The organism is Flavobacterium fragile, assembly GCF_023634865.1.
In the GTDB taxonomy this organism is placed as follows: Bacteria; Bacteroidota; Bacteroidia; order Flavobacteriales; family Flavobacteriaceae; genus Flavobacterium; species Flavobacterium fragile.
The window spans coordinates 409391-434790 of sequence record NZ_JAMLJN010000001.1 but is presented as its reverse complement, the minus strand read 5'-3'; the positions used below and the strand labels follow the sequence as shown (position 1 = coordinate 434790).

Annotated in this window: 26 protein-coding genes and 1 tRNA gene; 15 read left to right on the top strand and 12 right to left on the bottom strand. The window is 33.1% G+C overall.

What is annotated here, in order from left to right; translation table 11 throughout:
- Positions 1–6 precede the first annotated feature (6 nt).
- Both NAT47_RS02075 and dapF read right to left on the bottom strand, forming a co-directional pair.
- Entirely contained in the window at positions 7–537 is a 531-nt protein-coding gene (locus tag NAT47_RS02075; protein ID WP_250579802.1) for a GNAT family N-acetyltransferase, read from the bottom strand.
- Positions 538–552: 15 nt separating this feature from the next.
- Positions 553–1341 (bottom strand): diaminopimelate epimerase, encoded by a 789-nt coding sequence (gene dapF / locus NAT47_RS02070; protein WP_250579801.1) that lies wholly within the window; start codon positions 1339–1341, stop codon positions 553–555.
- A gap of 123 nt (positions 1342–1464) precedes the next feature.
- Between dapF and NAT47_RS02065 the strand changes: the two genes are divergently transcribed.
- A complete protein-coding gene (locus tag NAT47_RS02065; protein ID WP_250579800.1) occupies positions 1465–2847 on the top strand; it encodes a S1C family serine protease in 1383 nt (460 codons plus the stop codon).
- 131 nt (positions 2848–2978) lie between these two features.
- A complete protein-coding gene (locus NAT47_RS02060) occupies positions 2979–4427 on the top strand; it encodes a glyceraldehyde-3-phosphate dehydrogenase (RefSeq protein WP_250579799.1) in 1449 nt (482 codons plus the stop codon).
- A gap of 66 nt (positions 4428–4493) precedes the next feature.
- Here NAT47_RS02060 and trxB read toward each other — a convergent pair whose 3' ends face one another.
- Both trxB and NAT47_RS02050 read right to left on the bottom strand, forming a co-directional pair.
- Positions 4494–5441 (bottom strand): thioredoxin-disulfide reductase, encoded by a 948-nt coding sequence (gene trxB, locus NAT47_RS02055; RefSeq protein ID WP_250579798.1) that lies wholly within the window; start codon positions 5439–5441, stop codon positions 4494–4496.
- A 132-nt stretch (positions 5442–5573) separates the two neighbouring features.
- Positions 5574–5648 (bottom strand) — tRNA-Pro (locus tag NAT47_RS02050).
- Between the two features lie 191 nt (positions 5649–5839).
- Here NAT47_RS02050 and udk point away from each other — a divergent pair.
- The 6 genes from udk (at position 5840) to scpA (ending at position 11079) form a co-directional block, all read left to right on the top strand.
- The gene (gene udk / locus NAT47_RS02045; protein WP_250579797.1) at positions 5840–6448 is read left to right on the top strand and encodes a uridine kinase; all 609 of its coding nucleotides are present in this window, start codon (positions 5840–5842) and stop codon (positions 6446–6448) included.
- Positions 6448–6801: an FtsB family cell division protein gene (locus tag NAT47_RS02040; RefSeq protein ID WP_250579795.1), complete on the top strand. Its 354-nt coding sequence runs from the start codon at positions 6448–6450 to the stop codon at positions 6799–6801. The genes udk and NAT47_RS02040 overlap by 1 nt, the downstream gene beginning before the upstream one ends.
- Positions 6802–6812: 11 nt before the next feature.
- Positions 6813–8174: a methylmalonyl-CoA mutase subunit beta gene (locus NAT47_RS02035; protein ID WP_250579794.1), complete on the top strand. Its 1362-nt coding sequence runs from the start codon at positions 6813–6815 to the stop codon at positions 8172–8174.
- Between the two features lie 247 nt (positions 8175–8421).
- Positions 8422–8655, top strand: a complete 234-nt coding sequence (locus NAT47_RS02030) for a hypothetical protein (RefSeq protein WP_250579792.1) — start codon at positions 8422–8424, stop codon at positions 8653–8655.
- A complete protein-coding gene (locus tag NAT47_RS02025) occupies positions 8645–8938 on the top strand; it encodes a type II toxin-antitoxin system RelE/ParE family toxin (RefSeq protein ID WP_250579791.1) in 294 nt (97 codons plus the stop codon). The genes NAT47_RS02030 and NAT47_RS02025 overlap by 11 nt, the downstream gene beginning before the upstream one ends.
- Positions 8939–8949: 11 nt before the next feature.
- The gene (scpA, locus tag NAT47_RS02020; RefSeq protein ID WP_250579790.1) at positions 8950–11079 is read left to right on the top strand and encodes a methylmalonyl-CoA mutase; all 2130 of its coding nucleotides are present in this window, start codon (positions 8950–8952) and stop codon (positions 11077–11079) included.
- 68 nt (positions 11080–11147) lie between these two features.
- Here scpA and NAT47_RS02015 read toward each other — a convergent pair whose 3' ends face one another.
- Both NAT47_RS02015 and NAT47_RS02010 read right to left on the bottom strand, forming a co-directional pair.
- Positions 11148–12068 (bottom strand): glycerophosphodiester phosphodiesterase family protein, encoded by a 921-nt coding sequence (locus NAT47_RS02015; protein ID WP_250579788.1) that lies wholly within the window; start codon positions 12066–12068, stop codon positions 11148–11150.
- 66 nt (positions 12069–12134) lie between these two features.
- On the bottom strand, positions 12135–12698 hold the full coding sequence (locus NAT47_RS02010) for a hypothetical protein (RefSeq protein ID WP_250579787.1): 564 nt from the start codon (positions 12696–12698) through the stop codon (positions 12135–12137).
- Positions 12699–12772: 74 nt separating this feature from the next.
- Here NAT47_RS02010 and NAT47_RS02005 point away from each other — a divergent pair, with 74 nt between their 5' ends.
- From NAT47_RS02005 to NAT47_RS01975, 7 genes are all read left to right on the top strand, one after another.
- Positions 12773–13900 carry a methionine aminotransferase gene (locus tag NAT47_RS02005; protein ID WP_250579786.1) on the top strand — a complete coding sequence of 376 codons (1128 nt, stop codon included), beginning with the start codon at positions 12773–12775 and terminating at the stop codon, positions 13898–13900.
- A 131-nt stretch (positions 13901–14031) separates the two neighbouring features.
- Positions 14032–14796, top strand: coding sequence for a ParA family protein (locus NAT47_RS02000; RefSeq protein ID WP_250579785.1), 765 nt, complete (start codon positions 14032–14034; stop codon positions 14794–14796).
- A 9-nt stretch (positions 14797–14805) separates the two neighbouring features.
- Entirely contained in the window at positions 14806–15705 is a 900-nt protein-coding gene (locus NAT47_RS01995) for a ParB/RepB/Spo0J family partition protein (RefSeq protein WP_250579783.1), read from the top strand.
- Positions 15705–16265, top strand: coding sequence for a DUF5683 domain-containing protein (locus NAT47_RS01990; protein WP_250579782.1), 561 nt, complete (start codon positions 15705–15707; stop codon positions 16263–16265). Before NAT47_RS01995 ends, NAT47_RS01990 begins: the two co-directional genes overlap by 1 nt.
- A gap of 44 nt (positions 16266–16309) precedes the next feature.
- Positions 16310–17017, top strand: coding sequence for a 4-hydroxy-tetrahydrodipicolinate reductase (gene dapB, locus NAT47_RS01985; RefSeq protein ID WP_250579780.1), 708 nt, complete (start codon positions 16310–16312; stop codon positions 17015–17017).
- Positions 17018–17053: 36 nt separating this feature from the next.
- Positions 17054–18607, top strand: a complete 1554-nt coding sequence (gene lepB, locus NAT47_RS01980) for a signal peptidase I (RefSeq protein WP_250579778.1) — start codon at positions 17054–17056, stop codon at positions 18605–18607.
- 27 nt (positions 18608–18634) lie between these two features.
- Positions 18635–19246 (top strand): WbqC family protein, encoded by a 612-nt coding sequence (locus tag NAT47_RS01975; protein WP_250579776.1) that lies wholly within the window; start codon positions 18635–18637, stop codon positions 19244–19246.
- 3 nt (positions 19247–19249) lie between these two features.
- Here NAT47_RS01975 and NAT47_RS01970 read toward each other — a convergent pair whose 3' ends face one another.
- From NAT47_RS01970 to NAT47_RS01945, 6 genes are all read right to left on the bottom strand, one after another.
- Positions 19250–20293, bottom strand: coding sequence for an endonuclease/exonuclease/phosphatase family protein (locus NAT47_RS01970; RefSeq protein WP_250579774.1), 1044 nt, complete (start codon positions 20291–20293; stop codon positions 19250–19252).
- Positions 20293–21147, bottom strand: a complete 855-nt coding sequence (locus NAT47_RS01965) for a rhomboid family intramembrane serine protease (protein WP_250579773.1) — start codon at positions 21145–21147, stop codon at positions 20293–20295. Before NAT47_RS01965 ends, NAT47_RS01970 begins: the two co-directional genes overlap by 1 nt.
- Positions 21148–21182: 35 nt before the next feature.
- Entirely contained in the window at positions 21183–21980 is a 798-nt protein-coding gene (locus tag NAT47_RS01960) for a rhomboid family intramembrane serine protease (protein WP_250579961.1), read from the bottom strand.
- On the bottom strand, positions 21980–23836 hold the full coding sequence (gene mutL / locus NAT47_RS01955; RefSeq protein WP_250579772.1) for a DNA mismatch repair endonuclease MutL: 1857 nt from the start codon (positions 23834–23836) through the stop codon (positions 21980–21982). Before mutL ends, NAT47_RS01960 begins: the two co-directional genes overlap by 1 nt.
- A gap of 234 nt (positions 23837–24070) precedes the next feature.
- Positions 24071–24556: a 6,7-dimethyl-8-ribityllumazine synthase gene (ribH, locus tag NAT47_RS01950; RefSeq protein WP_250579770.1), complete on the bottom strand. Its 486-nt coding sequence runs from the start codon at positions 24554–24556 to the stop codon at positions 24071–24073.
- Positions 24557–24558: 2 nt separating this feature from the next.
- On the bottom strand, positions 24559–25338 hold the full coding sequence (locus tag NAT47_RS01945) for a tetratricopeptide repeat protein (RefSeq protein WP_250579769.1): 780 nt from the start codon (positions 25336–25338) through the stop codon (positions 24559–24561).
- Positions 25339–25400 lie beyond the last annotated feature (62 nt).

The window sequence follows — 25400 nt, the reverse complement described above, 5'->3', positions numbered from 1 at the left end:
TTCTATTTAAAAATGATTGATTAATTGAAATAAAACTTCATCTTCGTATTGATTGTTGATTTTATTCCAATCTTTTTTTACTCCGATTTTTTGAAAGCCAAATTTAGTAAAAAGGGAAATACTAATTTCATTTTTTGAACCAATATTTGCATATAATTGATGCAATTGCAATTGATTGAATGCGTAATTGATAACAAGTTGCAAAGCTTCGGAACCGATTCCTGAATTTCGATTACTTTCATTTGAAATGACAATCCCAACTCCTGCTCGATTGTTTTTCGGATCAAAATCAAATAAATCGATTAAACCTACTGCTTCAAAAGTGTCATTTAAGCAAATAGCTAACCGCAATTGTTTGGCTTCGTAAATATCTTGATGCGCATTTTCCAAGTACTGACGAATCAAAAATCGACTGTACGGCGTTTGCGTATTGCTTACTTCCCAAACCGATTCGTTATTTTCTATTTTGTAGATAAACTCTAAATCTTCGGGTTCTAGTGCTCGCAGATAAATGTTGTTTCCTTTAAGTGTAGTCAAAATATTTAAAATTGATTATTGATTGATTTCAATTTTACCCTCAAAAACGAAAGTTGCTGGTCCGATTAAAAAAACGTTGGTGTATTTTCCGTTATCTACATCAAATTGTACTTTTAATTTTCCGCCTTCTACGTTTAAATCTATGATATTATTGTTTGTTTTTCCGATTTGATGCATGGCGATAGCAACTGCTGTTACACCTGTTCCACACGACAAAGTTTCATCTTCAACACCACGCTCATAGGTACGAACTGCAAAAATGTCATTTTCTATTTGGTGCACAAAATTGACATTACTTCCAGCTTTTCCATACAAATTAGAATAACGAATTTTTGCTCCTTCTGATTTTACATCAAGTGACTTTAAATCATTTACAATTTGCACATGATGTGGCGAACCAGTATTTAAAAACGTATAATTTTCTTGTTGATTAACCGTATCAACATCTTTCATTTGTAGCGCTACAATTCCGTTCGCATCAATCGTTGCATAATGATAGCCATCAACCGCTTCAAACTCGGCTTTATTTTTGATAACTCCCATTTGTTTGGCAAAAGCGACAAGACATCTTCCACCATTTCCACACATGGAACTTTCGTTTCCATCGGAATTATAGTATACCATTTTAAAGTCATATTGTGGATGATTTTCCAACAGAATCAACCCATCAGCACCTATGCCAAATCTTCTGTCACACAATTGTTCCACAAGTTTGGTATTATTTTTGGGGAAAAATTCTGTACGATTATCAATCATGACAAAGTCGTTTCCTGTTCCTTGATATTTATAAAATGTAAGTTGCATTATCTAAATTAATTTATACAAAAGTACGAATTATTAATAAGATGTTAAACATTGTTAATCGGGCGTTAAACTGATTTTACTAATAAAAAATGTTTTTAATTTTACTATATAAAATGAAATGATATGAAAAAATTTGGAAGTTTATTAGCGGTTTCTTTATTAAGCGGAGCTGTAACATTAGGTGCTTACAAATTCTTTTTAGAACCTAATAACGCAGGAAAAATTACGGTAGCTTCACCAAATTACTCTAGAAATGTCGGTTTAGGAGCAGAAAATATTGATTTTACAACAGCTGCCGAAAACACGGTTCATGCTGTAGTTCACGTAAAAAATGTGAGTGTTTCTAAAGTTCCGAGCAACCCTTTAATGGAATTTTTCTATGGTTACAGAGGCGATAGAGAACAAACACAAATTGGAACTGGTTCTGGAGTTATCATTACCGAAGATGGCTACATTGTAACGAATAATCACGTAATTCAGGATGCAACTGAAATCGAAGTTACACTAAATAACAACAAATCGTATAAAGCAAAATTGGTTGGAACCGATTCCAAAATGGATGTCGCACTTTTAAAAGTAGAAGCCGATGAAAAATTACCTTATGTGGTTTTTGGAGATTCTGACGCGATTAAAGTAGGCGAATGGGTTTTGGCTGTTGGAAATCCGTATAACTTAAATTCTACTGTTACAGCTGGAATTGTTTCGGCAAAGGCTAGAAATTTATCGAACAACGGAATTCAATCGTTTATTCAAACGGATGCAGCGGTAAATCCTGGAAACAGTGGTGGTGCTTTGGTAAATACTCGTGGAGAATTAGTTGGAATTAATACGATGATTTCTTCTCCAACAGGAAGTTATGCTGGATATTCGTTTGCCGTTCCATCGAATTTGACACGAAAAATTATTGAAGATTTAATGCAATTTGGAAATGTACAACGCGGTGTTTTAGGAATTGAAGGAAGAGAATTAAATTCAAGCTACTCAAAAGAATTAGGTGTGAAAGAAACACAAGGAATCTATGTTAATTTAGTTACTAAAAATTCAGGAGCAGAAAAAGCAGGCTTAACTAAAGGAGATATTATTATACAATTAGACGATAAAAAGATCACTGGCTTTGCTGAATTAACAGGTTACATTAACACAAAAAGACCAAACGATGTCATTCAAGTAACGGTTTTACGCGATGGAAAACAAAGAACGCTTCCGGTGAAGTTAACCAAAAAAGAAATTCTGAATTACGAATTCAACGGAATTGAATTTGAAGATTTGGATGCGGCAGACAAAAAACAATTCAACGTAAAAGAAGGAATCAAAATCAAAAAAGTAAACAATCCTGAATTCACTGAATACAATGATATTTTAGATGGCGCTTTAATTATTAGTATTGACGGAATGAAAGCAAAAGACATGGAAACCGTTTCAAGTTATTTAGCGAAGAAAGAAAATCAGAAAGCGAGATACCAAATCATTTCTAAAAACGGTCAAATGTATAGCATTATCATGTAAAACTACATAAATAAACAAGCTTTAAAACCAGACAAAAATAATGTCTGGTTTTTTTATTAAAAAAATTTTACGAAAACGTTTGAAATCTATACTTTTGCACAAAAATAACAACACAATAAAATTTTATTCTCATGAGTAATACCTCTTTGTACGAAAAAGAATTAGCTTTTCAAGCAGACAGAAGAAAAGCAGGTGTAGAATTTATCAAAATTATCAGTGATTTATGGTATGACAAATCAATCGAATTGATTTTATTCCGCAATCAATTAATTGATAAAAACGTTAGTGAAATTATCAACCTACATGAGTATGCCGGTGCCTTCGTTGGAAAACCAATCAATGTTTTTGATTCCGTTGAAATTGCCAATGCTATTGTTGACCTAGATTTACCACCATCAAGAATTGATATTGGGAAATTAACATACGAATATCACCTAGAAGACGACAAATACAATGATGCAAAAGCATTTGTGATAGATAAATTAAAAAATGCTAAAGATTATCAAGAAATTAAACCAAAAGATGTGGTTTTATATGGATTTGGTAGAATTGGTCGTTTGTTGGCTCGTGAAATGATGTCTAAAATTGGAAAAGGACAACAATTACGTTTAAGAGCAATTGTAACTAGAGATAAAAATGATGCAGTTTTACTAGAAAAAAGAGCTTCTTTATTACGTTATGATTCAGTTCATGGTGATTTTCATGGTTCTGTAATTGCTGATCCAGAAAACAATGCTTTATTGATTAACGGAACTACAGTTCACATCATTACAGCAAATTCTCCAGAAGAGATTGATTATACCGCTTACGGAATTGAAGATGCATTAGTTATCGATAATACTGGAGCTTTCACTACAGAAGAAGCTTTAAAACGTCATTTAACTTCTAAAGGAGCTGATAAAGTTTTATTAACAGCACCAGGAAAAGGAGTTCCAAATATCGTTTACGGAGTAAATCATGAAGATTACAATCCAGACGAAGTGAATATTTTCTCTGCGGCTTCTTGTACAACAAACGCCATTACTCCAGTTTTAAAAGCGGTTGAAGATAATTTAGGTGTAGTAAAAGGACACTTAGAAACTATTCACGCTTATACGAATGACCAAAACTTAGTAGACAACATGCACAAAAAATACCGTAGAGGTCGTGCTGCTGCTTTAAATATGGTTATTACAGAAACAGGCGCTGGAAGTGCTGTTGCTAAAGCATTACCTGCATTAGCTGGAAAATTAACTTCAAACGCTATTCGTGTTCCTGTTCCTAATGGTTCATTAGTAGTATTAAACTTAGAAGTTGGAAAAAACACTTCAATTGAAGAAGTAAACAATATTATGAAAAAATACGCTTTAGAAGGCGATCTTGTAGAGCAAATTAAATACTCTTTAAACAATGAATTAGTATCTTCAGACATCGTAGGAACTTCTGCTCCTGCTATTTTTGATAGTAATGCTACCATTGTTTCGGGAGACGGAAAAAACATTGTAATGTACGTTTGGTACGATAACGAATACGGTTATAGTCACCAAGTAATCCGTTTAGCGAAATACATTGCTAAAGTTAGAAGATATAGCTACTATTAGTAGATGGTTTCAAAACAAAAAGCTCCTATTTTTCAATAGGAGCTTTTTTATTTATTAGTAATCAAATTATTCTTTTACTGCTAAATAACGTTCTGCATCTAAAGCTGCCATACAACCTGTACCTGCTGCTGTAATTGCTTGACGATATACGTGATCTGCTGCATCACCTGCTACAAATACACCTGGTACATTCGTTTTAGAACTTCCTGGTACATTTACTATGTAACCTGTTTCGTCTAGCGTAATGTAATCTGCAAAAATATCGGTGTTTGGTTTGTGACCGATGGCTACGAAAAATCCAGTTGCTGGAATTTCTTTTGTTTCTCCGGTAGTTCTGTTTTTAACTTTTACCCCAGTAACTACTTGTCCGTCACCTAAAACTTCTTCTGTTTCAGTATTCATTAAAATTTCGATATTCTCTGTTTTTTGTACACGCTCTGCCATAATTTTAGAAGCTCTAAATTTATCGCTACGTACTAACATCGTTACTTTTTTACATAATTTAGATAAGTAATGTGCTTCTTCACAAGCGCTATCTCCTGCTCCAACGATTACTACTTCTTGATTTCTGTAGAAAAATCCATCACAAACCGCACAAGCAGAAACTCCACCACCTAATTTTAAATAATGTTGCTCCGATTCTAATCCTAAATATTTAGCTGAAGCTCCAGTAGAAATAATTACCGTTTCTGCGTGGATTTCAATCGTATCATTAATCCAAACTTTATGAATAGGTCCAGAAAAATCTACTTTTGTAGCCCATCCATCACGAATATCTGAACCAAAACGTTTAGCTTGCTCTTGCAACTGTACCATCATTTCAGGTCCGGTTACACCTTCAGGATAACCTGGAAAGTTTTCTACTTCATTAGTTGTGGTTAACTGACCACCTGGTTGTTGTCCTTGATATAAAACAGGATTCATATTTGCTCTAGCCGCATAAATTGCTGCAGTATAACCCGCTGGACCAGAACCTATAATTAAACATTTTACTTTTTCGATTGTATCTGACATAACTTTATTCTTTTAAGAATAGCAAATGTAAGTTTTTAATTAAAATTATTTCTTAAAAATGAATTAGTTTTAACTATAAATGTATAGTTTTTTAAAATAAAAAAACCTTCCTGAAGTTTCAAGAAGGTTTTGTCGGGGTGGCAGGATTCGAACCTGCGGCCTCCTGCTCCCAAAGCAGGCGCGATAACCGGGCTACGCTACACCCCGTAAATGAGGTTGCAAATATATAACTAATTTCTATTGTTCCAAACAAATCAATTCTTTTTTTAAAATAAATTTTCGCTTCTATTTAACCTATATTTTTTTAGCACTAATTCTCTAAACTTTCTAACCAAAAACAAAAAACACTTAGAATATTATTTCTATTTTTGCTAAAATTAAACAAGACAACCTTTTATATGCTAATTATTGGAATTGCCGGAGGAACCGGAAGTGGAAAGACAACAGTTGTTCATCAGATTATGAATGAGTTACCTGCTACTGAAGTAGGTATCATTTCTCAGGACTCTTATTACAAGGAAACGCATCATTTAAGTTATGAAGAGCGTACTAAAATCAATTTCGATCATCCAAGAGCCATTGATTTTGAATTGTTAGTAGCACATCTTAAAGATTTAAAAGCTGGAAAAACTATTGAACAACCTGTATATTCTTTCGTTACTCACGACAGAACTGACGATAAAGTCATAACACATCCAAGGAAAGTAATGATTGTGGAAGGTATCTTAATTCTAACCAATCCCGAATTAAGAGATATGTTTGACATAAAAGTATACGTTCATGCCGATTCTGACGAGCGTTTGATTCGTCGCTTAAAACGTGACATTGCAGAACGTGGTCGTGATATGGAAGAAGTTTTGAATCGTTATCAAACTACTTTAAAACCGATGCACGAACAATTCATCGAGCCTACAAAAGCATTTGCTGATATTATTATTCCTAACGATAAATACAACACGGTAGCTATCGATGTAGTGCGTGCCGTAATTAATCAAAGAATCGCATAATGAACAAAATCAAGAATTTAATTGCCAAATATCCGTTTTTAGCATTCGTTATGAATCGCTACGTTTTGGTATTAATTCTTTTTTCTGTTTGGATGCTTTTTTTCGACAATTATTCCTATTTAGAACATCGTGTTTTGGACAAGGAAATTGAAGAAATTGAAGATAATATTCAGTACTATAAAACTGAAATCAAAAAAGACAGCATAAAAATCAAAGAGTTGAAAAACGATGATCGTGTAGAAAAATACGCTCGCGAAAAGTATTACATGAAACGTGATAACGAAGACATCTACATCATCGAGTTTGAAGACGAAAAAAAAGCTGCTGCCGAAAAAACAACTGGTAACAATTAAATACATAATTCGTGGCTAACAATAATTTATTTTCCGATTTTGAAGCCGTTTCTTCTAAACAATGGAAGCAACAAATTCAATACGAACTAAAAGGTGCTGATTACAACGAAACTTTAGTTTGGGAAAGTCCAGAAGGTATTAAAGTAAAACCGTTTTATCATAATGATGAAACCGAAGTAAATCTTGATGCAATTGTTCCAACAAAACCTTTTGCAATTGTTCAAAATATTTTTGTTCACGATGTGAAAAAATCGAATGCTCGTGCGCTAGAAACATTACAAAGAGGAGCTGAAAGTATTCGTTTTACATTAGAAAATGATGCCGTTTCCATTGAAGAATTGATGCAAAATCTTCCGTTAGAAAATGTAAACTATTATTTCAATTTACCTTTCCTTTCGGTTGAATTTTCAAATAAAATCAATGAATTTGCTTCAAAAAATAAAGCTAACATCTTTATTCAAAATGATCCAATCGGACAATTAGCAAAAGATGGCAATTGGTTTGAAAACCTTAAAAAAGATTTTGAAAATCTTAATACAATTGCTTCAAAAACAACTGTTCCATTTTTAACCATTTCAAGCGGAATTTATCAAAATGCAGGTGCGAATATCGTACAACAATTGGCTTACACTTTAGCACACGCAAACGAATATTTCAACAGAATTACAGCTATCAATCAACCGATTACGATTGAAGTTGCTGTTGGAACAAATTACTTTTTTGAAATTGCAAAACTAAGAGCCTTACGCCTTTTATTCAACACGTTAGCATCAGAATACAATTATAATTTTGATTGTCATATCATTGCAACACCAACAAAACGCAACAAAACCTTATACGATTACAATGTAAACATGTTGCGTACGACTACCGAATGTATGTCGGCGATTTTAGGTGGAGCCGATGCAGTTGCGAATTTAGCTTACGATGCCATTTATCACAAAGACAACGAGTTTGGAGATAGAATTTCGAGAAATCAATTGTTAGTTTTAAAACACGAAAGTTATTTCGACAAAGTAAATAATCCTGCTGATGGTGCGTATTACATTGAAACGTTAACAGAACAATTAGCCGAAAAAGCTTTGGAATTATTCAAAGATATCGAGAAAAATGGCGGACTGATTTCGCAATTAATCGATGGAACAATTCAGAGAAAAATTAACGAAAGTGCACAAAAAGAACAAGAACTTTTCGATTCAGGGAAAGAAGTTTTACTAGGAACCAACAAGTATCCCAACAAAAACGACCAAATGAAAAACGACTTGGAATTGTATCCTTTCGTGAAACAAAACGCCAGAAAAACATTAATCACACCAATCATCGAAAAACGTTTGGCTGAAAAATTAGAACAAGAACGATTAGCTTCGGAATAATTATGGGAACTTTATTTTTCATTTCTTGGTTAATTTCAATAATTCTTATCGTTGTAGGCTTAACATACCTAGCAGTCGGAATTACTTACAAGAACTTGAAAAAATTTTTAATCTCAATATTAATAATTATGCTATCAATATTATTTTTTTTTCTACCTTACTGTGTAGCAATAAATAAGTTGATAAAAAATTAGTAAAGGAACGATTAGCTTCGGAATAATTTAGTAACTTACAGAAAAAGAAGACCATGGAAGCAATTAGAAGATTTGTAAAAGTAAAAAATCATCAAGTAAACATTACTTTACCTGAAGATTTCAATGCAGAAGAAGTAGAAGTAATTATTCTTCCAACTTCCAAGGAATATCAAATTCCGCAATGGCAAATTGATGAAGTTAGAGAACGAACTGAAAACTATTTGAAAAATCCAAAAAGTGCAACAGACTACGAGGATTTTTTAAAAGAACTTGGAGATGAACTTTAAGATTTTAATTCTAGAAGAAGCTAAATCCGATGTTCGAGAAAGTATCGCTTGGTATAAAAACATCAATCCAATGCTTTCAAAAAGATTTGCTAATTCTTTTAATAATAGTGTTAAACAAATAAAAGAAAATCCATTTCGATACCAAATTAGATATGATGAAATCCGAGTAGTTTTATTAAAAACTTTCCCTTATCTAATTCATTTTAGTATTGATAATGAAACAATAGTGATTAAAGCTGTTCTTCATACATCGAGAAACAGCAGAATCAACAAAATATTTTAATTGCAAAAGCAATGAGAAAAGATATACAACATTTAACTTTGGAGAAATCCAAAAACTTGAAACCTCAAACGTTAAACTTGGAACAAAAGTTTACAACTGCCGAAGGCATCGAAGTTAAACCAACCTATTCTAAAGAAGATATTTCCGATTTAGAACACCTTGGTTTTGGAGCAGGTTTTGCACCCAATTTACGCGGACCTTACGCTACCATGTACGTACGCCGACCATGGACTATTCGTCAATATGCGGGATTTTCAACTGCGGAAGAAAGTAATGCTTTTTACAGAAGAAATCTTGCTGCTGGACAAAAAGGACTTTCAGTTGCCTTCGATTTAGCAACACACAGAGGTTACGATTCTGACCATGAACGAGTAGTGGGTGATGTTGGTAAAGCTGGAGTTGCGATTGACTCGGTGGAAGATATGAAAGTACTTTTCGACCAAATTCCGTTAGGGGAAATGTCGGTTTCTATGACGATGAATGGTGCAGTTTTACCAATTATGGCATTCTACATCGTAGCTGCAGAAGAACAAGGCGTTGCTCCTAACCTATTGTCGGGAACAATTCAGAATGATATTTTGAAGGAATTCATGGTGCGAAATACCTATATTTATCCACCAACACCTTCGATGAAAATTATTGCAGATATTTTTGAATATACAAGTAAAAACATGCCGAAATTCAACTCGATTTCGATTTCGGGTTACCACATGCAAGAAGCGGGTGCTACTGCTGATATTGAATTGGCGTACACTTTAGCAGATGGTTTGGAATACATTCGTACTGGTTTAGCTGCTGGAATGGATATTGACACCTTCGCTCCTCGCCTTTCTTTTTTCTGGGCGATTGGAATGAACCATTTTATGGAAATTGCTAAAATGCGTGCTGGTCGTATGCTTTGGGCAAAACTATTAAAACAATTCAATCCAAAAGACGAAAAATCATTAGCTTTAAGAACGCATTGCCAAACTTCGGGTTGGAGTTTAACGGAGCAAGATCCTTTTAATAACGTGGCTCGAACTGCTATTGAAGCAGCAGCCGCAGCTTTTGGAGGAACTCAATCGTTACACACGAATGCTTTGGACGAAGCAATTGCTTTACCAACCGATTTCTCCGCACGAATTGCTCGTAATACGCAAATCTTTTTGCAAGAAGAAACTAAAATCTGTAAAACGGTTGACCCTTGGGCAGGAAGTTATTATGTAGAAAGTTTAACAGCAGAAATTGCTGAAAAAGCTTGGGCTTTAATTCAAGAGGTTGAAGAATTAGGCGGAATGACCAAAGCGATTGAAGCGGGGATTCCAAAATTAAGAATTGAAGAAGCTGCAGCACGAAAACAAGCCCGTATCGACAGTGGACAAGATATTATTGTTGGGGTGAACAAATACCGTTTGGAAAAAGAAGATCCGTTACATATTTTGGATGTGGATAACCAAATGGTACGCAAACAACAAATTGAGCGTTTAGACCAAATTAAAGCGACTCGCGATAACGCTAAAGTTACCGAATGTTTAGCAAAATTAACCGAAAGCGCTAAAAATGGTGGTGAAAATTTACTATCTTTAGCAGTAGAAGCAGCACGAAACAGAGCTACATTAGGCGAAATTAGTGATGCTTTAGAAGTAGTTTTCGGAAGATATAAAGCACAAATTAGAAGTTTTAGCGGCGTGTATAGTAAAGAAATTAAAAACGACGAAAGTTTTGAAAAAGCAAAACAATTAGCCGATGCTTTCGCGAAGAAAGAAGGTCGTCGTCCTCGTATTATGATTGCGAAAATGGGACAAGACGGTCACGATCGTGGTGCCAAAGTAGTAGCAACAGGTTATGCAGACGTTGGTTTTGACGTGGACATTGGTCCGTTATTCCAAACGCCTCAAGAAGCTGCCAAACAAGCGGTTGAAAACGACGTACACATTTTAGGTGTTTCTTCGTTAGCAGCGGGACATAAAACCTTAGTGCCACAAGTTATCGAAGAACTAAAAAAATACGGAAGAGAAGATATTATGGTAATTGTGGGTGGAGTTATCCCAGCACAAGACTACCAATTCTTATTCGACGCCGGAGCTATAGCGGTTTTTGGACCTGGGACAAAAATTAGTGATGCCGCGATAACGATTTTGGAGGTTTTACTAGAGGAATAATCCAAATAGTATAAAAAAACACCAACATTCCAGTTGGTGTTTTTTATTTTATAACATTTTTGATTCCATCACTTTTTCACTTTCTTGATGAAAGAAGATTTTAAATTCTTTTTCTTAATATAAATATCCATTTGTTTAGCCACTTCAATTGGACGATCACTAGAAATTATCATAACTCCAGAATTTACAATATCGAAATAGACCTTGTCACCATTTACTAGTGCACTTTTATCGATATTACCCATAGTTCCAGATATGCAGGTAATTCCTCTTTTTTTCATGTAATCCATAGTTTCAGACTTTGGAAATGAAGTTCCAATAAAAGCTACCATATTTTCTACTTTTACTCCCATACTTTCTAAACGTTCTACATCTTCTTTTCCTCTGGCCGATACAGAAAGTAAAACATCAGGAGCTAAACTAGCTACTTCTGCCGCTTGATTGGCATTATAGGTAATTATTATAGAATAATTCTCCGCTTTGTTTTTTCTTACGGCATCTATTACCAACTTAAATGGAACACCTCGTTTAACATCAAGAGTATAGACAACCTTACCTTTTCCCCATGTTAAAACCTCATCTAGTGTTTCTATTTTATAAGGAGTAACATTTCCTTGATTATCTTTCAAAGAAAATTTTTGCAATTCTTGATAAGTATAATTGCTTATATTTCCTGTTCCTGTTGTAGTTCTATCTATAGTATTATCGTGCATCATCACCAAAACAGAATCCTTTGTCATAGCAATATCTGTTTCAATGATGGCAGGATTGTATTGGATTGTATTAGTAAATGTTGCAATACAATTCTCAGGAAAATTAGTTGTTGGACCACCTCTGTGAGCACTTACTAAAGGATAAAAATTTTCTTTAGCTCGGAAAAAAGATTTAAAATCACTATTCTTTTTAAAATCTATGATGTGCCATGTATCTTGACTAAAAATCAAAAAAACATGAAACAAGGCTACTAATAAAAAACCATTTTTTTTCAAAATATTCTAATTTAAATTTTACGAATCAAAAATACTAAATAACTGAAACGAAGTGAAATTTCGTTATCAAATTAATAATTCATCAACAGCCTTCACGCCTTCCAAAAAATCAATCCCTTTTACTTCTTCAAAAAAGTCGATTTCGGTTTCGTGAGGTAAAAAATCGGAGATGATGCGTACGATAAAATCTTGTGGTTTCTTCAAAAATTTAAAAGTATAATCTTCCATATTTACAACCGTTTTCTCGGCTAAATCGGTTGTTCTTACAAACTTATCGGAAGTTAAAGAAGACAAACAAGGTAAATTTAATTTTGGCTTTTCGGTGACAATGGGTTTTCCGTTTTCAAACAAACCGCCTTCGAAACCGTATAATGAAGCATTCGTAATTTCGATAGGTTTTCCTAAGTGCAAATAATAGGGTAAATGGGATTCTTTTCCCACTACAGCAGCAAAACCCATTAACACACAAACATCGTGTGGTGGCATTTGCATCATCGCCTTAGCGGTGCTTTCACGTCCAATTCCAGATACAATTACTTCGTAGGTATGATTCAAATTGGGAATTCGAGCTAAAGCGTTAAGAACTTTTTCTCGCTCTATTTCCATCGGTGTTAATATGATTATCTTCAAAATTTCAGAATTAAATCACAAAATAAAGTAATTTGAAGAAATTAAAGCGTGTATATTTTTTATATTTTTGTTTTATGTCAAAACTACCTAACATCACCACTAGTATTTTCTCTGTAATGTCGCAATTAGCTAACCAACACAGAGCAATAAATTTATCGCAAGGATTTCCCAATTTCCCTGAAGATCAACGTTTATTACAAATTTCGGAACGTATTATTAGAGAGAATATTCACCAATATACGCCAATGGCGGGTTTACCTTCGTTATTGGAAAAAATTGCGAATCAAACCTTAAATCAATACGGCAGAAAAGTCAATATTGCAACTGAAATATTGATTACCGCAGGCGCTACGCAAGGTGTTTTCACAGCAATTAATACGTTTGTAAATCAGGGTGATGAAGTGTTGATATTAGATCCAAGTTATGATAGTTATGAACCTTCGGTTTTAGTAGCAGGTGGAAAACCTGTTCGTGTTACCTTAAACGATGATTACACGTCCAATTTCAACCGAATTGAAAGCGCGATTTCGACTAAAACAAAAATGATTGTCATTAATAATCCACACAATCCTACGGGTAGAATTTGGACAGAAAGTGACTTTGAAGCTTTAGAAACTATTTTAGAAAAACATCCTCAAATTCTTATTTTGGGCGACGAAGTGTACGAATACATTACGTTTACGCAACCGCATATTTCGTTTAATACACGTTCAAAATTAGTAGAGCGAACCATTATCGCTTCATCTTTTGGAAAATCATTACACGTTACGGGTTGGAAAGTGGGTTATTTAATTGCTCCTGAACATCTAATGTACGAAATGAAAAAAGTGCATCAGTTTTTAGTGTTTAGTGTAAATAGTTTTTCACAACACGCTATTTCGGAATACTTGGATTTGATTGATTTTAGTGAAGTTTCCAAAATGTACCAACGCAAACGTGATTTGTTTCAAAACCTTATCAAAGACAGTCGTTTTGAGTTAATGCCTTGCGATGGAACGTATTTTCAAGTGGTGAATTACACTCAAATTTCGAATAAAAATGATGTGGATTTTGCTAAAGAATTAATTGTTAATCATGGAGTGGCTTCTATTCCTATTTCAGTTTTTTATAATGATGCAACGGATAGACATATGCTACGTTTTTGTTTTGCGAAAACGGATGAAACTTTGATGGCGGCGGCTGAAAAACTAAATCGAATTTAATTAGCAACGATTAATTTTAAAAAAAACAATTAATAACTAGACAAATAAAGCTTTAAGCTATTGTTAACAAAATTGCCTTGAAAAAACCATAAATAATTGTATTTTTACGGCTTAAAATTATCATTAATCAAATGGGTAAAATCATTGCAATTGCCAATCAAAAAGGTGGTGTAGGTAAAACAACTACATCGGTTAACTTAGCAGCTTCTCTTGGTGTTTTAGAAAAAAAAGTACTTTTAATCGATGCTGACCCACAAGCTAACGCGAGTTCGGGCTTAGGAATCGATGTAGAAAGCGTGGAAATTGGTTCGTACCAAGTTCTAGAACATAGTGCCACTCCAGATGAAGCTACAGTAGCTTGTACGGCTCCAAACGTTTCGGTGATTCCAGCTCATATTGACTTGGTGGCTATCGAAATTGAATTAGTTGACAAAGAAAACCGTGAGTACATGCTTAAAACAGCTTTAGAAAGCGTTAAAGATAAATACGATTATATTTTAATCGATTGTGCACCTTCATTAGGTTTATTAACTTTGAATGCTTTAACCGCTGCTGATAGTGTGGTTATTCCAATTCAATGTGAATATTTTGCCCTAGAAGGTTTAGGAAAATTATTAAACACAATTAAAAGTGTGCAAAAAATTCACAATCCAAATTTAGATATTGAAGGATTATTGTTAACCATGTATGATTCTCGTTTACGTTTATCGAACCAAGTAGTTGAAGAAGTTCAAAAACACTTTAACGACATGGTTTTTGAAACTGTAATTCAAAGAAATATCAAATTGAGTGAAGCTCCAAGTTTTGGAGAAAGTATCATTAATTATGACGCTACTAGTAAAGGTGCTTCTAATTACTTGAACTTAGCTGAAGAAATTATTAAGAAAAATCAATAATAGAGTAAGATGACAAAAGCGGTAAAAAAACAAGCCTTAGGAAGAGGATTATCGGCTTTATTGAAAGATCCTGAAAATGATATTAAATCGGTTGAGGATAAAAACGCAGATAAAGTTGTAGGAAATATTATTGAATTAGATGTCGAATCGATTGAAATTAATCCGTTTCAACCGAGAACGAATTTTAACGAAGAAACGTTACAAGAATTAGCCAAATCGATTAAAGAGTTAGGCGTAATTCAGCCTATTACTGTAAGAAAATTAGAATTCAACAAATATCAATTGATTTCAGGAGAGCGACGTTTACGTGCTTCTAAATTAATTGGTTTGAAAACTATTCCAGCATATATCCGTTTAGCTAATGATAACGAATCTTTGGTGATGGCTTTGGTGGAAAACATCCAACGTCATGATTTAGATCCTATTGAGGTAGCCATTTCGTATCAAAGATTAATTGATGAAATCAACCTAACTCAAGAAGAGTTAAGTGAACGCGTGGGTAAAAAACGTTCGACTATTACCAATTATTTACGTTTGTTGAAATTAGATCCAATTATCCAAACCGGAATGCGTGACGGTTTTATTTCAATGGGACATGGTAGGGCATTAATTAATATAGAAAATCAAGATATTCAGAGTGATATTTACCATAAAGTCGTAACTCAAAATCTTTCGGTAAGAGAAACAGAAGCTTTGGTTAAAAATTATCAAGATAGTTTAAAACCAAAAGCAGCTAAACCTGCAAAAGGCAACTCATTTAATGTAAAAGAAGAGGAGAAAAAAGCCTTTGCTAATTATTTCGGAACTAAAGTTGACGTTAAAGTAGCAGGAAACGGAAAAGGAAAAATAACAATTCCATTTCATTCCGAAGAAGACTTTAATCGTATCTTGAAACTAATTAATTCTTAGTGAAAAAGCTTCATTACATATTTATTTTCGCTTGTCTTTTTCTCAGCATAGATGGAAAAGCACAAGAAGAAATTAGTTTAATTCCAAAAGACACTGTAAAAGTTGTTATTGATCCGAATCGTCCTGCAAGAGCGGCTTTCTATTCGGCACTTGTTCCTGGTTTAGGTCAAGTTTACAATAAAAAATATTGGAAAGTACCAATTGTTTATGCAGGTTTGGGATTAGGGATTTACAATTATACTTTTAATCAAAAAAAATATCACGAATATCGAGACGAATACAAAAGACGATTAGATGGAACTTCAGATCCCAGTCACCCTTTATATGGGAATTTAGATAATGACAGACTAATTCGTGCTCAAAAATTTCATCAAAGAAACAGAGATTTATCAGCATTAATAACTGCTGGAATTTATATTTTAAATATTATTGATGCTAACATTAATGCACATTTAATGCAGTTCAATGTTAACGATAATCTGTCTTTAAAACCCGATATGAATCAAAATCAAATAGATTACAAATTCAATTATGGAATGACACTTACTTATAGTTTTTAACAAAACATTAGGTAACAAATTGATTAAATCAACATCTAACTATTATGAAAATTGCACTTTTAGGATACGGAAAAATGGGAAAAGTTATTGAACGAATAGCTTTAGAAAGGGGTCATGAAATCGTATTAAGAAAAGATCAGAATAACACTTTTGAAGGACTATTAAATGCCGATGTTGCCATTGATTTTAGTGTTCCACATAGTGCTGTTACCAATATTACTGAATGCTTAAACAATGGAATTCCAGTGATTTCTGGGACAACAGGTTGGTTGTCTGATTATCCTAAAATGGTGCAATTATGTGAAGAAAAAAGCGGAAGTTTTATTTATGGATCTAACTTTAGCTTAGGAGTAAATATATTTTTTGAATTAAATGAATACTTAGCCAAAATGATGGCTAATTTGAAACAATATAACGTTTCGATGGAAGAAATTCACCATACTCAAAAATTAGATGCACCTAGTGGAACAGCAATAACATTAGCAGAAGGCGTTATCAAGCATACAGATTATGCCAATTGGACACTGGAAACTCCAATTAGCAACGAAATTCATATTGAAGCAAAACGCATCGAAAACGTTCCAGGAACACATAGTATTTTCTACGATAGTGAAGTGGATCAGATCGAAATCAAGCACACAGCTCACAGCAGAGAAGGTTTTGCTTTAGGAGCTGTTGTTGCAGCTGAATGGTTGGTAGGTAAAAAAGGTGTTTTCACCATGAAAGATGTTTTGGGTTTAACCTCAAAATAAACAATTATATAATCTAAAAATTAAACGATATTAAAAATGGAAATATCAGGTTGGTTACTTTTTATCTTATTAGTTCAAGTAATTCACGGAATTGGAACTTGGAAATTATATGTAAAAGCAGGTAAAAAATCATGGGAAGCATTTGTTCCTGCCTATAATGGAATTATTTTAATGCAAATCATCAACCGACCAAAATGGTGGATTTTTTTGCTATTTATTCCGGTGATTAATTTATTTATGTTTCCAATTATTTGGATTGAAACCTTACGAACTTTTGGTAAAAAATCTACCTTAGACATGGTTTTAGGAGTTGTTACTTTAGGACTTTACATTGCTTATGTAAATTACACACAAGAAACAACATATCACGCTAATCGCGATTTAACTGCACCTAACAAAACCATGGACACTTTAGGTTCGTTATCATTTGCTATAGTGGTAGCTACCATTGTGCATACTTATTTTATCCAGCCCTACACTATTCCAACTTCCTCTTTGGAAAAATCATTATTAGTGGGCGACTTTTTATTTGTTAGTAAATTTCATTATGGAGCTAGAACTCCAATTACACCTATTGCGGCACCGATGGTTCATGATACTTTACCCTTAATAAAAGTAAAATCTTATTTATCTAAGCCTTCATTACCTTATTTCCGTTTTCCTGCTTTGCAAAAAATAGAACGTAATGACATTGTTGTATTCAATTGGCCTGCTGATACCTTGTTTCACATGTACAAAGCGGCAGATAAAAGATATGACAAACCTGTAGATAAGAAAACCAACTACGTAAAACGTTGCACAGCTATTCCTGGTGATAAAATCGAAATTAAAGACGGAATTATTTTTATTAACGGAAAAGAATCGATTCTTCCTGAAAGAGCAAAACCTCAGTATTCCTATAAAGTAGCTTGGGACGGAAAAACACCAGTTGATTTAGATTACATTAAAAAAGAACTTAACATAACTGACGCCTTTGGGCAAATTGCTAACGACACCTTAATCTTTAGCGCTTTACCACAAGCTTCTGTTGACAGATTGAAAAATATTCCAGGACTTACCAAAGTTGAACGTATCATTCATAAAGAAACGGATAAATCTATTTTCCCTGGAACAAAAGATTGGAACGTAGATAACTTAGGACCAATTTACATTCCTGAGGCAGGTAAAACAGTTGAATTAAATAAAGAAACCCTACCTTTTTACAAAAAAGTGATAGGTGAATACGAAGGAAACGATTTAAAAGTAAACGGCGATGAAATTCGTATAAATGGTCAAGTTGTTACTTCTTATACTTTCAAACAAGATTACTATTGGATGATGGGAGATAACCGTCATAACTCATTAGACTCTCGTTATTGGGGATTTGTACCAGCTGACCATATCGTTGGAAAGCCTATTTTCATTTGGATGAGTATCGATGGAATCAACGACGGAATTAAAAACTGGAGTATCCGATGGGACAGATTATTCACAACCGTTAGTGGTGATGGCCAACCAAAATCGTATTTTCAATATTTCTTAATTGCTTTAGCTGGTTATTTTGCTTTTGATTACTTCAGAAAAAAGAAGAAAAAGAAAGAAGACGCTTAATATGATTTAAAAAGATTAATATTTACCATGAACATTCTTATACATCCTACTTACTTTCCATCGATTAGTCATTATGTAGCAATACTTCGGGCAGATTTGGTTACGTTTGAAATGGAAGACAATTTCCAAAAACAAACGAACAGAAATAGGATGTACATTTATAGTCCAAACGGAATTCAAATGTTAAATATTCCAATTAAACATTCAAAAGACAAACATCAGAAATACAAAGATGTTCGTATTGAAAATGATTTTGGATGGCAAAAAAATCACTTTAAATCGTTAGAAGCTGCTTACAGAACTTCACCTTTTTTTGAATATTTTGAAGATGATTTTCGTCCATTATTTGAGAAAAAACATGAATTTATAATGGATTTGAATTTGGAAATTTTTGAATTAGTAAACGAATCTTTAGGAATTACAATCCAAACAAATAAGACAACGGAATTTTTCCATGATGTTCCTAATTTTGAAGATTTCAGACATTTGGCAAACGGAAAAAAAGATACTACTCAATTAGAGCCTTACACCCAAGTATTCGAAGAAAAACATGGTTTTCTTAACAACTTAAGTATTTTAGATTTACTTTTTAATGAAGGAAGATACGCAGCGGATTATTTAAAAAATCAAAAAATATAAATCCTATTCTTGCGATTTTTCAACTAATTGTAATCTTGTGAATTGTGGAAAATGATCGCTTTGAATAAAAGAATCTAAAGATTTAAATTCTTTCACTTCAATATTTTTTTCAACAAAAATATAATCAATCCTAGCCGGATAATATTTAAAATTATACGATTTTCCAAAACCTGTTCCTGCTTGTTCAAAAGCATCATTCATATCACCTTTAACCGTTCTATAAACGTAAGAGAAAGCACTATTATTCAAATCACCACAGATTATTTTTGGGTACTTACAGTCATCAAAATGTTTTTTAATAATCTCTGCTTGTTGTTGTTGAAGCGTAAATGCTTCACTAATTCTTTTAAAAATAAACTTTGATTTTTCTTGATTTAGATTTTCATGTATATCCGTACTAATTTTAATAGATTGCAAGTGCATGCTATAAATTCGTAACGTATCCTTACCTTTTAAAATATCGGCATAAATGACATTATTACTAGTATTAGGAAACTGAATTTCTCCCTTTTCAATCATTTTATAGTTAGAATAAATGGCTTGACCATATTTATTTTTGCCACCATACAACTTTACAAAACTGTGCGGATAATTTTTTACAGCCACTTTTTTATTAGGAGAAAATTCTTGTAAACACAAGACATCTGGACGTTTTTCATCAATTAATTTTGAGATTTGCTCAGGAACATCTCCTTGAGGCAGCCATTCATACAAATTAAAAAGTCGGACATTATAACTCATTAAAGTAAAATCTCCATCATCAACTGGAAGATTAGTTTCGGAAAATTTATAAAAACGATTGATAAAGGTAATTCCGAGTAATAATACTAACCCTGAAAGTAACATTTGTCTTTTTAGTTGCAAAAACCAAAAAAGAAAAAAGAAGAAATTCAAAATCAAAAATAAAGGAAGAATTAGCGTCAATACACTTAAAAAAGGAAAAGCTTTTGGTGCTAAGAAAGGTAAAGAATAGGCAAGAAAAGTCAATATAGTTAATACTATATTAAAAAAATACATGATTCTATGAAACCAAGATTGTTTTGGCATTATTTTCCTGCTTTAAAAAGAAATTCTTTTTCCTCTTTTGTTAAACTGTCATAACCCGATTTACTGATTTTATCTAAAATATCATCAATCTGTTTTTGTGTAATATCTTTTTCAGAAAACGAATTTACCGATTTTTTTGTTGTGTTACGATGCACCTTTTTGAAAGGAGTTTTTTTCTTCGGTTTAGAAAGATTAAAAAAGAAATCTAAAATCATCGAAATTCCTTTACTTAAATCGGTTCCTGATTTTAATAACTTGATATAAAGAAAACCAAAAAGTGCACCACCTAAATGCGCTATATGTCCACCTGTATTGTCTAATGGCAATTGAATCAAATCGATTAATAGAATGACAAAAGTGACATGCCACAATTTTACAATTCCAATTAAAGGAATACGCAACAACATAAAAGGTGCATAAGTTGAAGCACTGAGCAAAATTGCCATAATAGCACCACTCGCTCCAACTAACAAACCTGAATTCCCAATTAAAAAATAAGAGAGTATAAAAATAATTCCTGAGAAAATGCCTCCTAAAAGATAGACTCCTAACATTTGCTTATCAGTAAAATAGGTTGAAAACAATCTTCCTGAAAAGTGTAGCACAATCATGTTAAAAACCAAATGAAAAAATCCGTAATGAAAAAAATTGAACGTAACTAATGTCCATGGTGTTCTAAAAAAAGTATTTAAATCAGACGATAAGGCTACCCAATATGGAATTTCAAATTTTCCTATAGAAAAACTATAAAAAAACACCAACGATAACAAGAAACAACCAATATTCTTAAAGATTAACTTTTGGACCATACCTCCTGTTTTGTATTGTAGCTTTAAATCGTCTAAAATGTTCATCTTTTCTTTTTATCCTTAATTCTATTTTCAAAAAACTATCTATCCCAACGGTTATGGTTAAATTGATTTTTCTTCCAATACCACATCATAATGAAACCAATCAAAGCACCTCCTACGTGGGCAAAATGAGCAATATTTCCACCAAATACACTAAAACCTGTTACTCCTGAGAACAAGTCTAAAAATACTATAACAGGCACAAAGTATTTGGCTTTAACCGGAACTGGAATAAACATCATCATCAACTCAGCGTTAGGGAACATAAAAGCAAAAGCTACTAATAATCCGTAAATAGCTCCTGAAGCTCCTACTGCTGCAGATTGATTTTTCATCGCAGCATCAAATAAAATACGAAAATCATTTTCATTTAAATGCAATTTATCAAAAGTAGCTTGTGCATTTTCATACAACAATCTACCCTGAAATTGATTACCTGTTACAAAATCAGTGTTTAAAATGGTGTTAATATCAGAGGTGGTTATTGCAGTGTTTTGCAATTGATCAAGAAGAGAATGTATTTCATAATAATTTACACCCGAATGAATCAAAGCTGCACCCAATCCACAAGAAAAATAGAAAAACAAAAATTTTCTAGCTCCCCAAAAATGCTCCAATGCACTTCCAAAAGAAATCAAAGCAAACATATTAAAGAAAATATGCATAGGACTTCCGTGCATAAACATGTGTGTGATAGGTTGCCAAAATTGGAATTTATCACTCTCAAAATAATACAATGCCAGTATGTCATTTGATTGTGGTACAATAAAACTACCTATGAAACACAAAACATTAATTATCAATAATTGCTTAACAGTATCGGTCATATTATTCATCATATCGCAAATTTTTTATCTAAATCTTCTACCGTTAACGTGATAAAAGTTGGTTTTTGAAAAGGGGATACATTAGGCTCTTTACACGCAAATAAAGAATTTACTAAATTTTCTTGTTCCTTTTCGGTTAAATAAGTTCCCGTTTTTACGGCCATGCTTTTCGCCATCGATTTGGCAATACTATCGCTCTGTGAAAAACTACTCTCTGGAATTTCATTTTGTAAGTTATTAATTAATTCCTCTAAAACTATGGAAACTTCGCTTTCCGCCATTCCAATTGGTAACCCAGAAATCTGTACAGAATCAGTATTCAAAGCATCAAAAACAAATCCCGTATTTTCTAACGAAGATTGCAATTCTTTCAATAAAATCATCTCATCAGAAGAAAAATACAATTCCAATGGAAACAACAATTGTTGGCTCGATGCTCTTTGAATCGTAATATTAGTTAAAAACTGTTCATATAACACACGTTGGTGCGCTCTACCTTGATCAATTACCAACATCCCCGATTTTATAGCACTAACAATATATTTTTTATGAATTTGATACGTTGTAGTGTTTTTTATTTCAACTGCATCATCTTCAAACAACTTACTTGTAACTTCTTCACTTTCGAATGAAAGAGTTTCAATTTCTTGTATATCCTGTTTTAGACCAACATACAAACTTTCCCAACTTGCAGTAGTGGTTTCTCTTTTATAACTTCCAAAAGAAGACAACGGTTTCGAGTTCGGTTTTTCATCCGCAAACGGATTAAAATTAGAATCCACTTGAATCGTTGGGAAATCAGCATCTCTGTTTTTGTATTCGTAAGGGGTGTCTAAATTAGCATCTCGTTCAAAATCTAAAACAGGTGCTACGTTAAATTGCCCTAAACTATGTTTTACAGCCGAACGTAAAATCGCATATAACGAATGTTCGTCGTCAAATTTGATTTCGGTTTTTGTTGGATGTATGTTGATATCAATCGTATGTGGCGGAACTTGTAAGTATAAAAAATAACTTGGCTGATTGCCTTCTTTTAACAAACCTTCGTAGGCACTCATGATGGCATGATGCAAATACGCACTTTTGATGTATCTATCGTTGACAAAGAAAAACTGTTCGCCTCTACTCTTTTTAGCGAATTCGGGTTTTCCAACAAATCCTGAAATAGTTATTAATTCCGTTTCTTCCGAAACTGGCACTAATTTTTCATTGGTTTTTCCACCAAAAATATTTACAATACGTTGACGGTAATTAGAACTTGGCAAATTATACAATTCACTTCCGTTGTGAATCAAAGTGAATGAAATCGATGGATGCGCCATTGCAACACGCTGAAATTCATCCATCACATGACGAAATTCAACCGTTTCTGATTTCAAGAAATTTCTTCTTGCCGGAATATTGAAAAACAAATTCTTAACAGCAAACGAAGTTCCTTTTGGCAGTACCGCAACATCTTGGGTTACTAATTTACTCCCTTCAATAACAATGTGAGTTCCAAGTTCTTCTTGATCTTGTTTTGTTTTTAATTCCACATGCGCAATAGCAGCAATGGAAGCCAACGCTTCGCCACGAAAACCTTTGGTATGCAAATCAAATAAATCTTCTGCTTTTCTAATTTTAGATGTAGCATGACGTTCAAAACACAAACGAGCATCGGTCGTGTTCATTCCTAAACCATTATCTATTACTTGAACTAAAGTTTTTCCTGCTTCTTTAACGATTAATTTAATATCGGTTGATTTGGCATCAACGGCATTTTCCAACAACTCTTTCACAACAGAAGCTGGTCGTTGCACTACTTCTCCCGCAGCAATTTGATTGGCAACGTGATCAGGTAAAAGTTGAATAATACTTGCTGCCATTATTTAGTTTTACAAATAAAAAAATTAAACGAATAAGTCGACACAATACTTTCGTGACGAAAAGCAGTTCCTTTAAATTTATTATTTTTTGGTGATGTATTAATTCCCAACATAAACATAGCGCATTATTTTTTTCAAATTTAGGGATTTTTGTGCGTATTACCTCCAATTTTTTGTTAACAAAAAATCCCGATAAAAATCGGGATTAGTATATTAATTTTTAAAGAAATCCTTTTACTTTCTATTTAATTCAACCATTTTTATGGCTGCAATTGCAGCTTCTACTCCTTTATTTCCGTGTTTTCCTCCACTTCTATCTAACGATTGTTGCATATTGTTATCAGTTAATACACAAAAAATAGTTGGTACGTCATACAAAAGATTTAAGTCTTTCATACCTTGCGTAACGCCTTCGCAAACAAATTCAAAGTGCATTGTTTCCCCTTTAATTACACAACCAATTACTATTACAGCATCCAACTCTAATTTTTCATGCATTTGTCGTGCTCCGAAAATCAATTCAAAACTTCCAGGCACATTCCAACGGATAATGTTTTCAGGTAAAGCACCACAATCGGTTAATGCTGCAAAAGCTCCGTTATACAAACCTTCAGTTACTTGCTCGTTCCACTCTGAAACAACAATCCCAAATCGAAAATCTTTCGCATTTGGGATTGTATTTTTATCGTAATTAGATAAATTTTTATTTTCTGTTGCCATTCTTATTCTGTCATTGCAATGAAAGCATCAATATTCATTCCTTCTTTTGAAGTTTCATATTTTTCTTTAATCTCAACAAATAATTTGTGAGCTTCTGCTTTTTTTCCAGCAGTTAAAGACAATTGTGCAGCTTTAAACAAATATCTTGGCGTTGTAAAATCATTTTCTGAAGCTTCAGCTGCTTTTTTGTAATGAGCAATAGCATCCTCTACTTTGTTAGTTTCTGATAAAGCATCACCGATAGCTCCTAAAGCAATTGGTTTTAAAATAGCATCATTTGATTTAAATTTCTCTAAATAAGTAATTGCATTTTTGAAATCACCTAAATTCAAATAAGCCATACCTGCATGATAGTTAGCCAAATTTCCTGCTGCAGTTCCTTCATATTGTTCTGCTACTGCTAAAAAACCTAATTTCCCTTCACCACCTTTAAGTGCTAAGTTGTATAAAGAATCGTTTTTTTCTGTTGCATCAACTGCTTGTTGGAAATATTGTTGCGCTTGAAAAATTTCATTAGCTGCTTTTTCTTCTTTAGGCTCAACAACAAAACGATTGTATAACAGATAAGACAATGTTCCAATTGCGATTGCACCTACAATACCTAAAAGTATTTTCTGGTTTTTAGCTACCCAATCTTCAGTTTTCGAAGCCGTTTCGTCTAATGTATTAAAAACTTCTGCAGTCGTACTGTCTTTAACATCAATTACTTCTTCAAACTCGTTTTCAACTTTTGCTTCTTCAGGTTTTGGAGCTTTGTAACCTCTTTTGTTATATGTTGCCATTTATTTTTAATTTAATGAGGTGCAAAAATATAATTTTTATTAAAATTTAAAACCATTTTTGT

Bases quoted from the DNA above. Each gene is read 5' to 3' on its own strand.
- dapF (WP_250579801.1), bottom strand. From the start codon at position 1,341: ATGCAACTTACATTTTATAAATATCAAGGAACAGGAAACGACTTTGTC.
- NAT47_RS02065 (WP_250579800.1), top strand. From the start codon at position 1,465: ATGAAAAAATTTGGAAGTTTATTAGCGGTTTCTTTATTAAGCGGAGCT.
- NAT47_RS02060 (WP_250579799.1), top strand. From the start codon at position 2,979: ATGAGTAATACCTCTTTGTACGAAAAAGAATTAGCTTTTCAAGCAGAC.
- trxB (WP_250579798.1), bottom strand. From the start codon at position 5,441: ATGTCAGATACAATCGAAAAAGTAAAATGTTTAATTATAGGTTCTGGT.
- udk (WP_250579797.1), top strand. From the start codon at position 5,840: ATGCTAATTATTGGAATTGCCGGAGGAACCGGAAGTGGAAAGACAACA.
- NAT47_RS02040 (WP_250579795.1), top strand. From the start codon at position 6,448: ATGAACAAAATCAAGAATTTAATTGCCAAATATCCGTTTTTAGCATTC.
- NAT47_RS02030 (WP_250579792.1), top strand. From the start codon at position 8,422: ATGGAAGCAATTAGAAGATTTGTAAAAGTAAAAAATCATCAAGTAAAC.
- NAT47_RS02025 (WP_250579791.1), top strand. From the start codon at position 8,645: ATGAACTTTAAGATTTTAATTCTAGAAGAAGCTAAATCCGATGTTCGA.
- scpA (WP_250579790.1), top strand. From the start codon at position 8,950: ATGAGAAAAGATATACAACATTTAACTTTGGAGAAATCCAAAAACTTG.
- NAT47_RS02005 (WP_250579786.1), top strand. From the start codon at position 12,773: ATGTCAAAACTACCTAACATCACCACTAGTATTTTCTCTGTAATGTCG.
- NAT47_RS02000 (WP_250579785.1), top strand. From the start codon at position 14,032: ATGGGTAAAATCATTGCAATTGCCAATCAAAAAGGTGGTGTAGGTAAA.
- NAT47_RS01995 (WP_250579783.1), top strand. From the start codon at position 14,806: ATGACAAAAGCGGTAAAAAAACAAGCCTTAGGAAGAGGATTATCGGCT.
- dapB (WP_250579780.1), top strand. From the start codon at position 16,310: ATGAAAATTGCACTTTTAGGATACGGAAAAATGGGAAAAGTTATTGAA.
- lepB (WP_250579778.1), top strand. From the start codon at position 17,054: ATGGAAATATCAGGTTGGTTACTTTTTATCTTATTAGTTCAAGTAATT.
- NAT47_RS01975 (WP_250579776.1), top strand. From the start codon at position 18,635: ATGAACATTCTTATACATCCTACTTACTTTCCATCGATTAGTCATTAT.
- NAT47_RS01970 (WP_250579774.1), bottom strand. From the start codon at position 20,293: ATGCCAAAACAATCTTGGTTTCATAGAATCATGTATTTTTTTAATATA.
- NAT47_RS01965 (WP_250579773.1), bottom strand. From the start codon at position 21,147: ATGAACATTTTAGACGATTTAAAGCTACAATACAAAACAGGAGGTATG.
- NAT47_RS01960 (WP_250579961.1), bottom strand. From the start codon at position 21,980: ATGAATAATATGACCGATACTGTTAAGCAATTATTGATAATTAATGTT.
- mutL (WP_250579772.1), bottom strand. From the start codon at position 23,836: ATGGCAGCAAGTATTATTCAACTTTTACCTGATCACGTTGCCAATCAA.
- ribH (WP_250579770.1), bottom strand. From the start codon at position 24,556: ATGGCAACAGAAAATAAAAATTTATCTAATTACGATAAAAATACAATC.
- NAT47_RS01945 (WP_250579769.1), bottom strand. From the start codon at position 25,338: ATGGCAACATATAACAAAAGAGGTTACAAAGCTCCAAAACCTGAAGAA.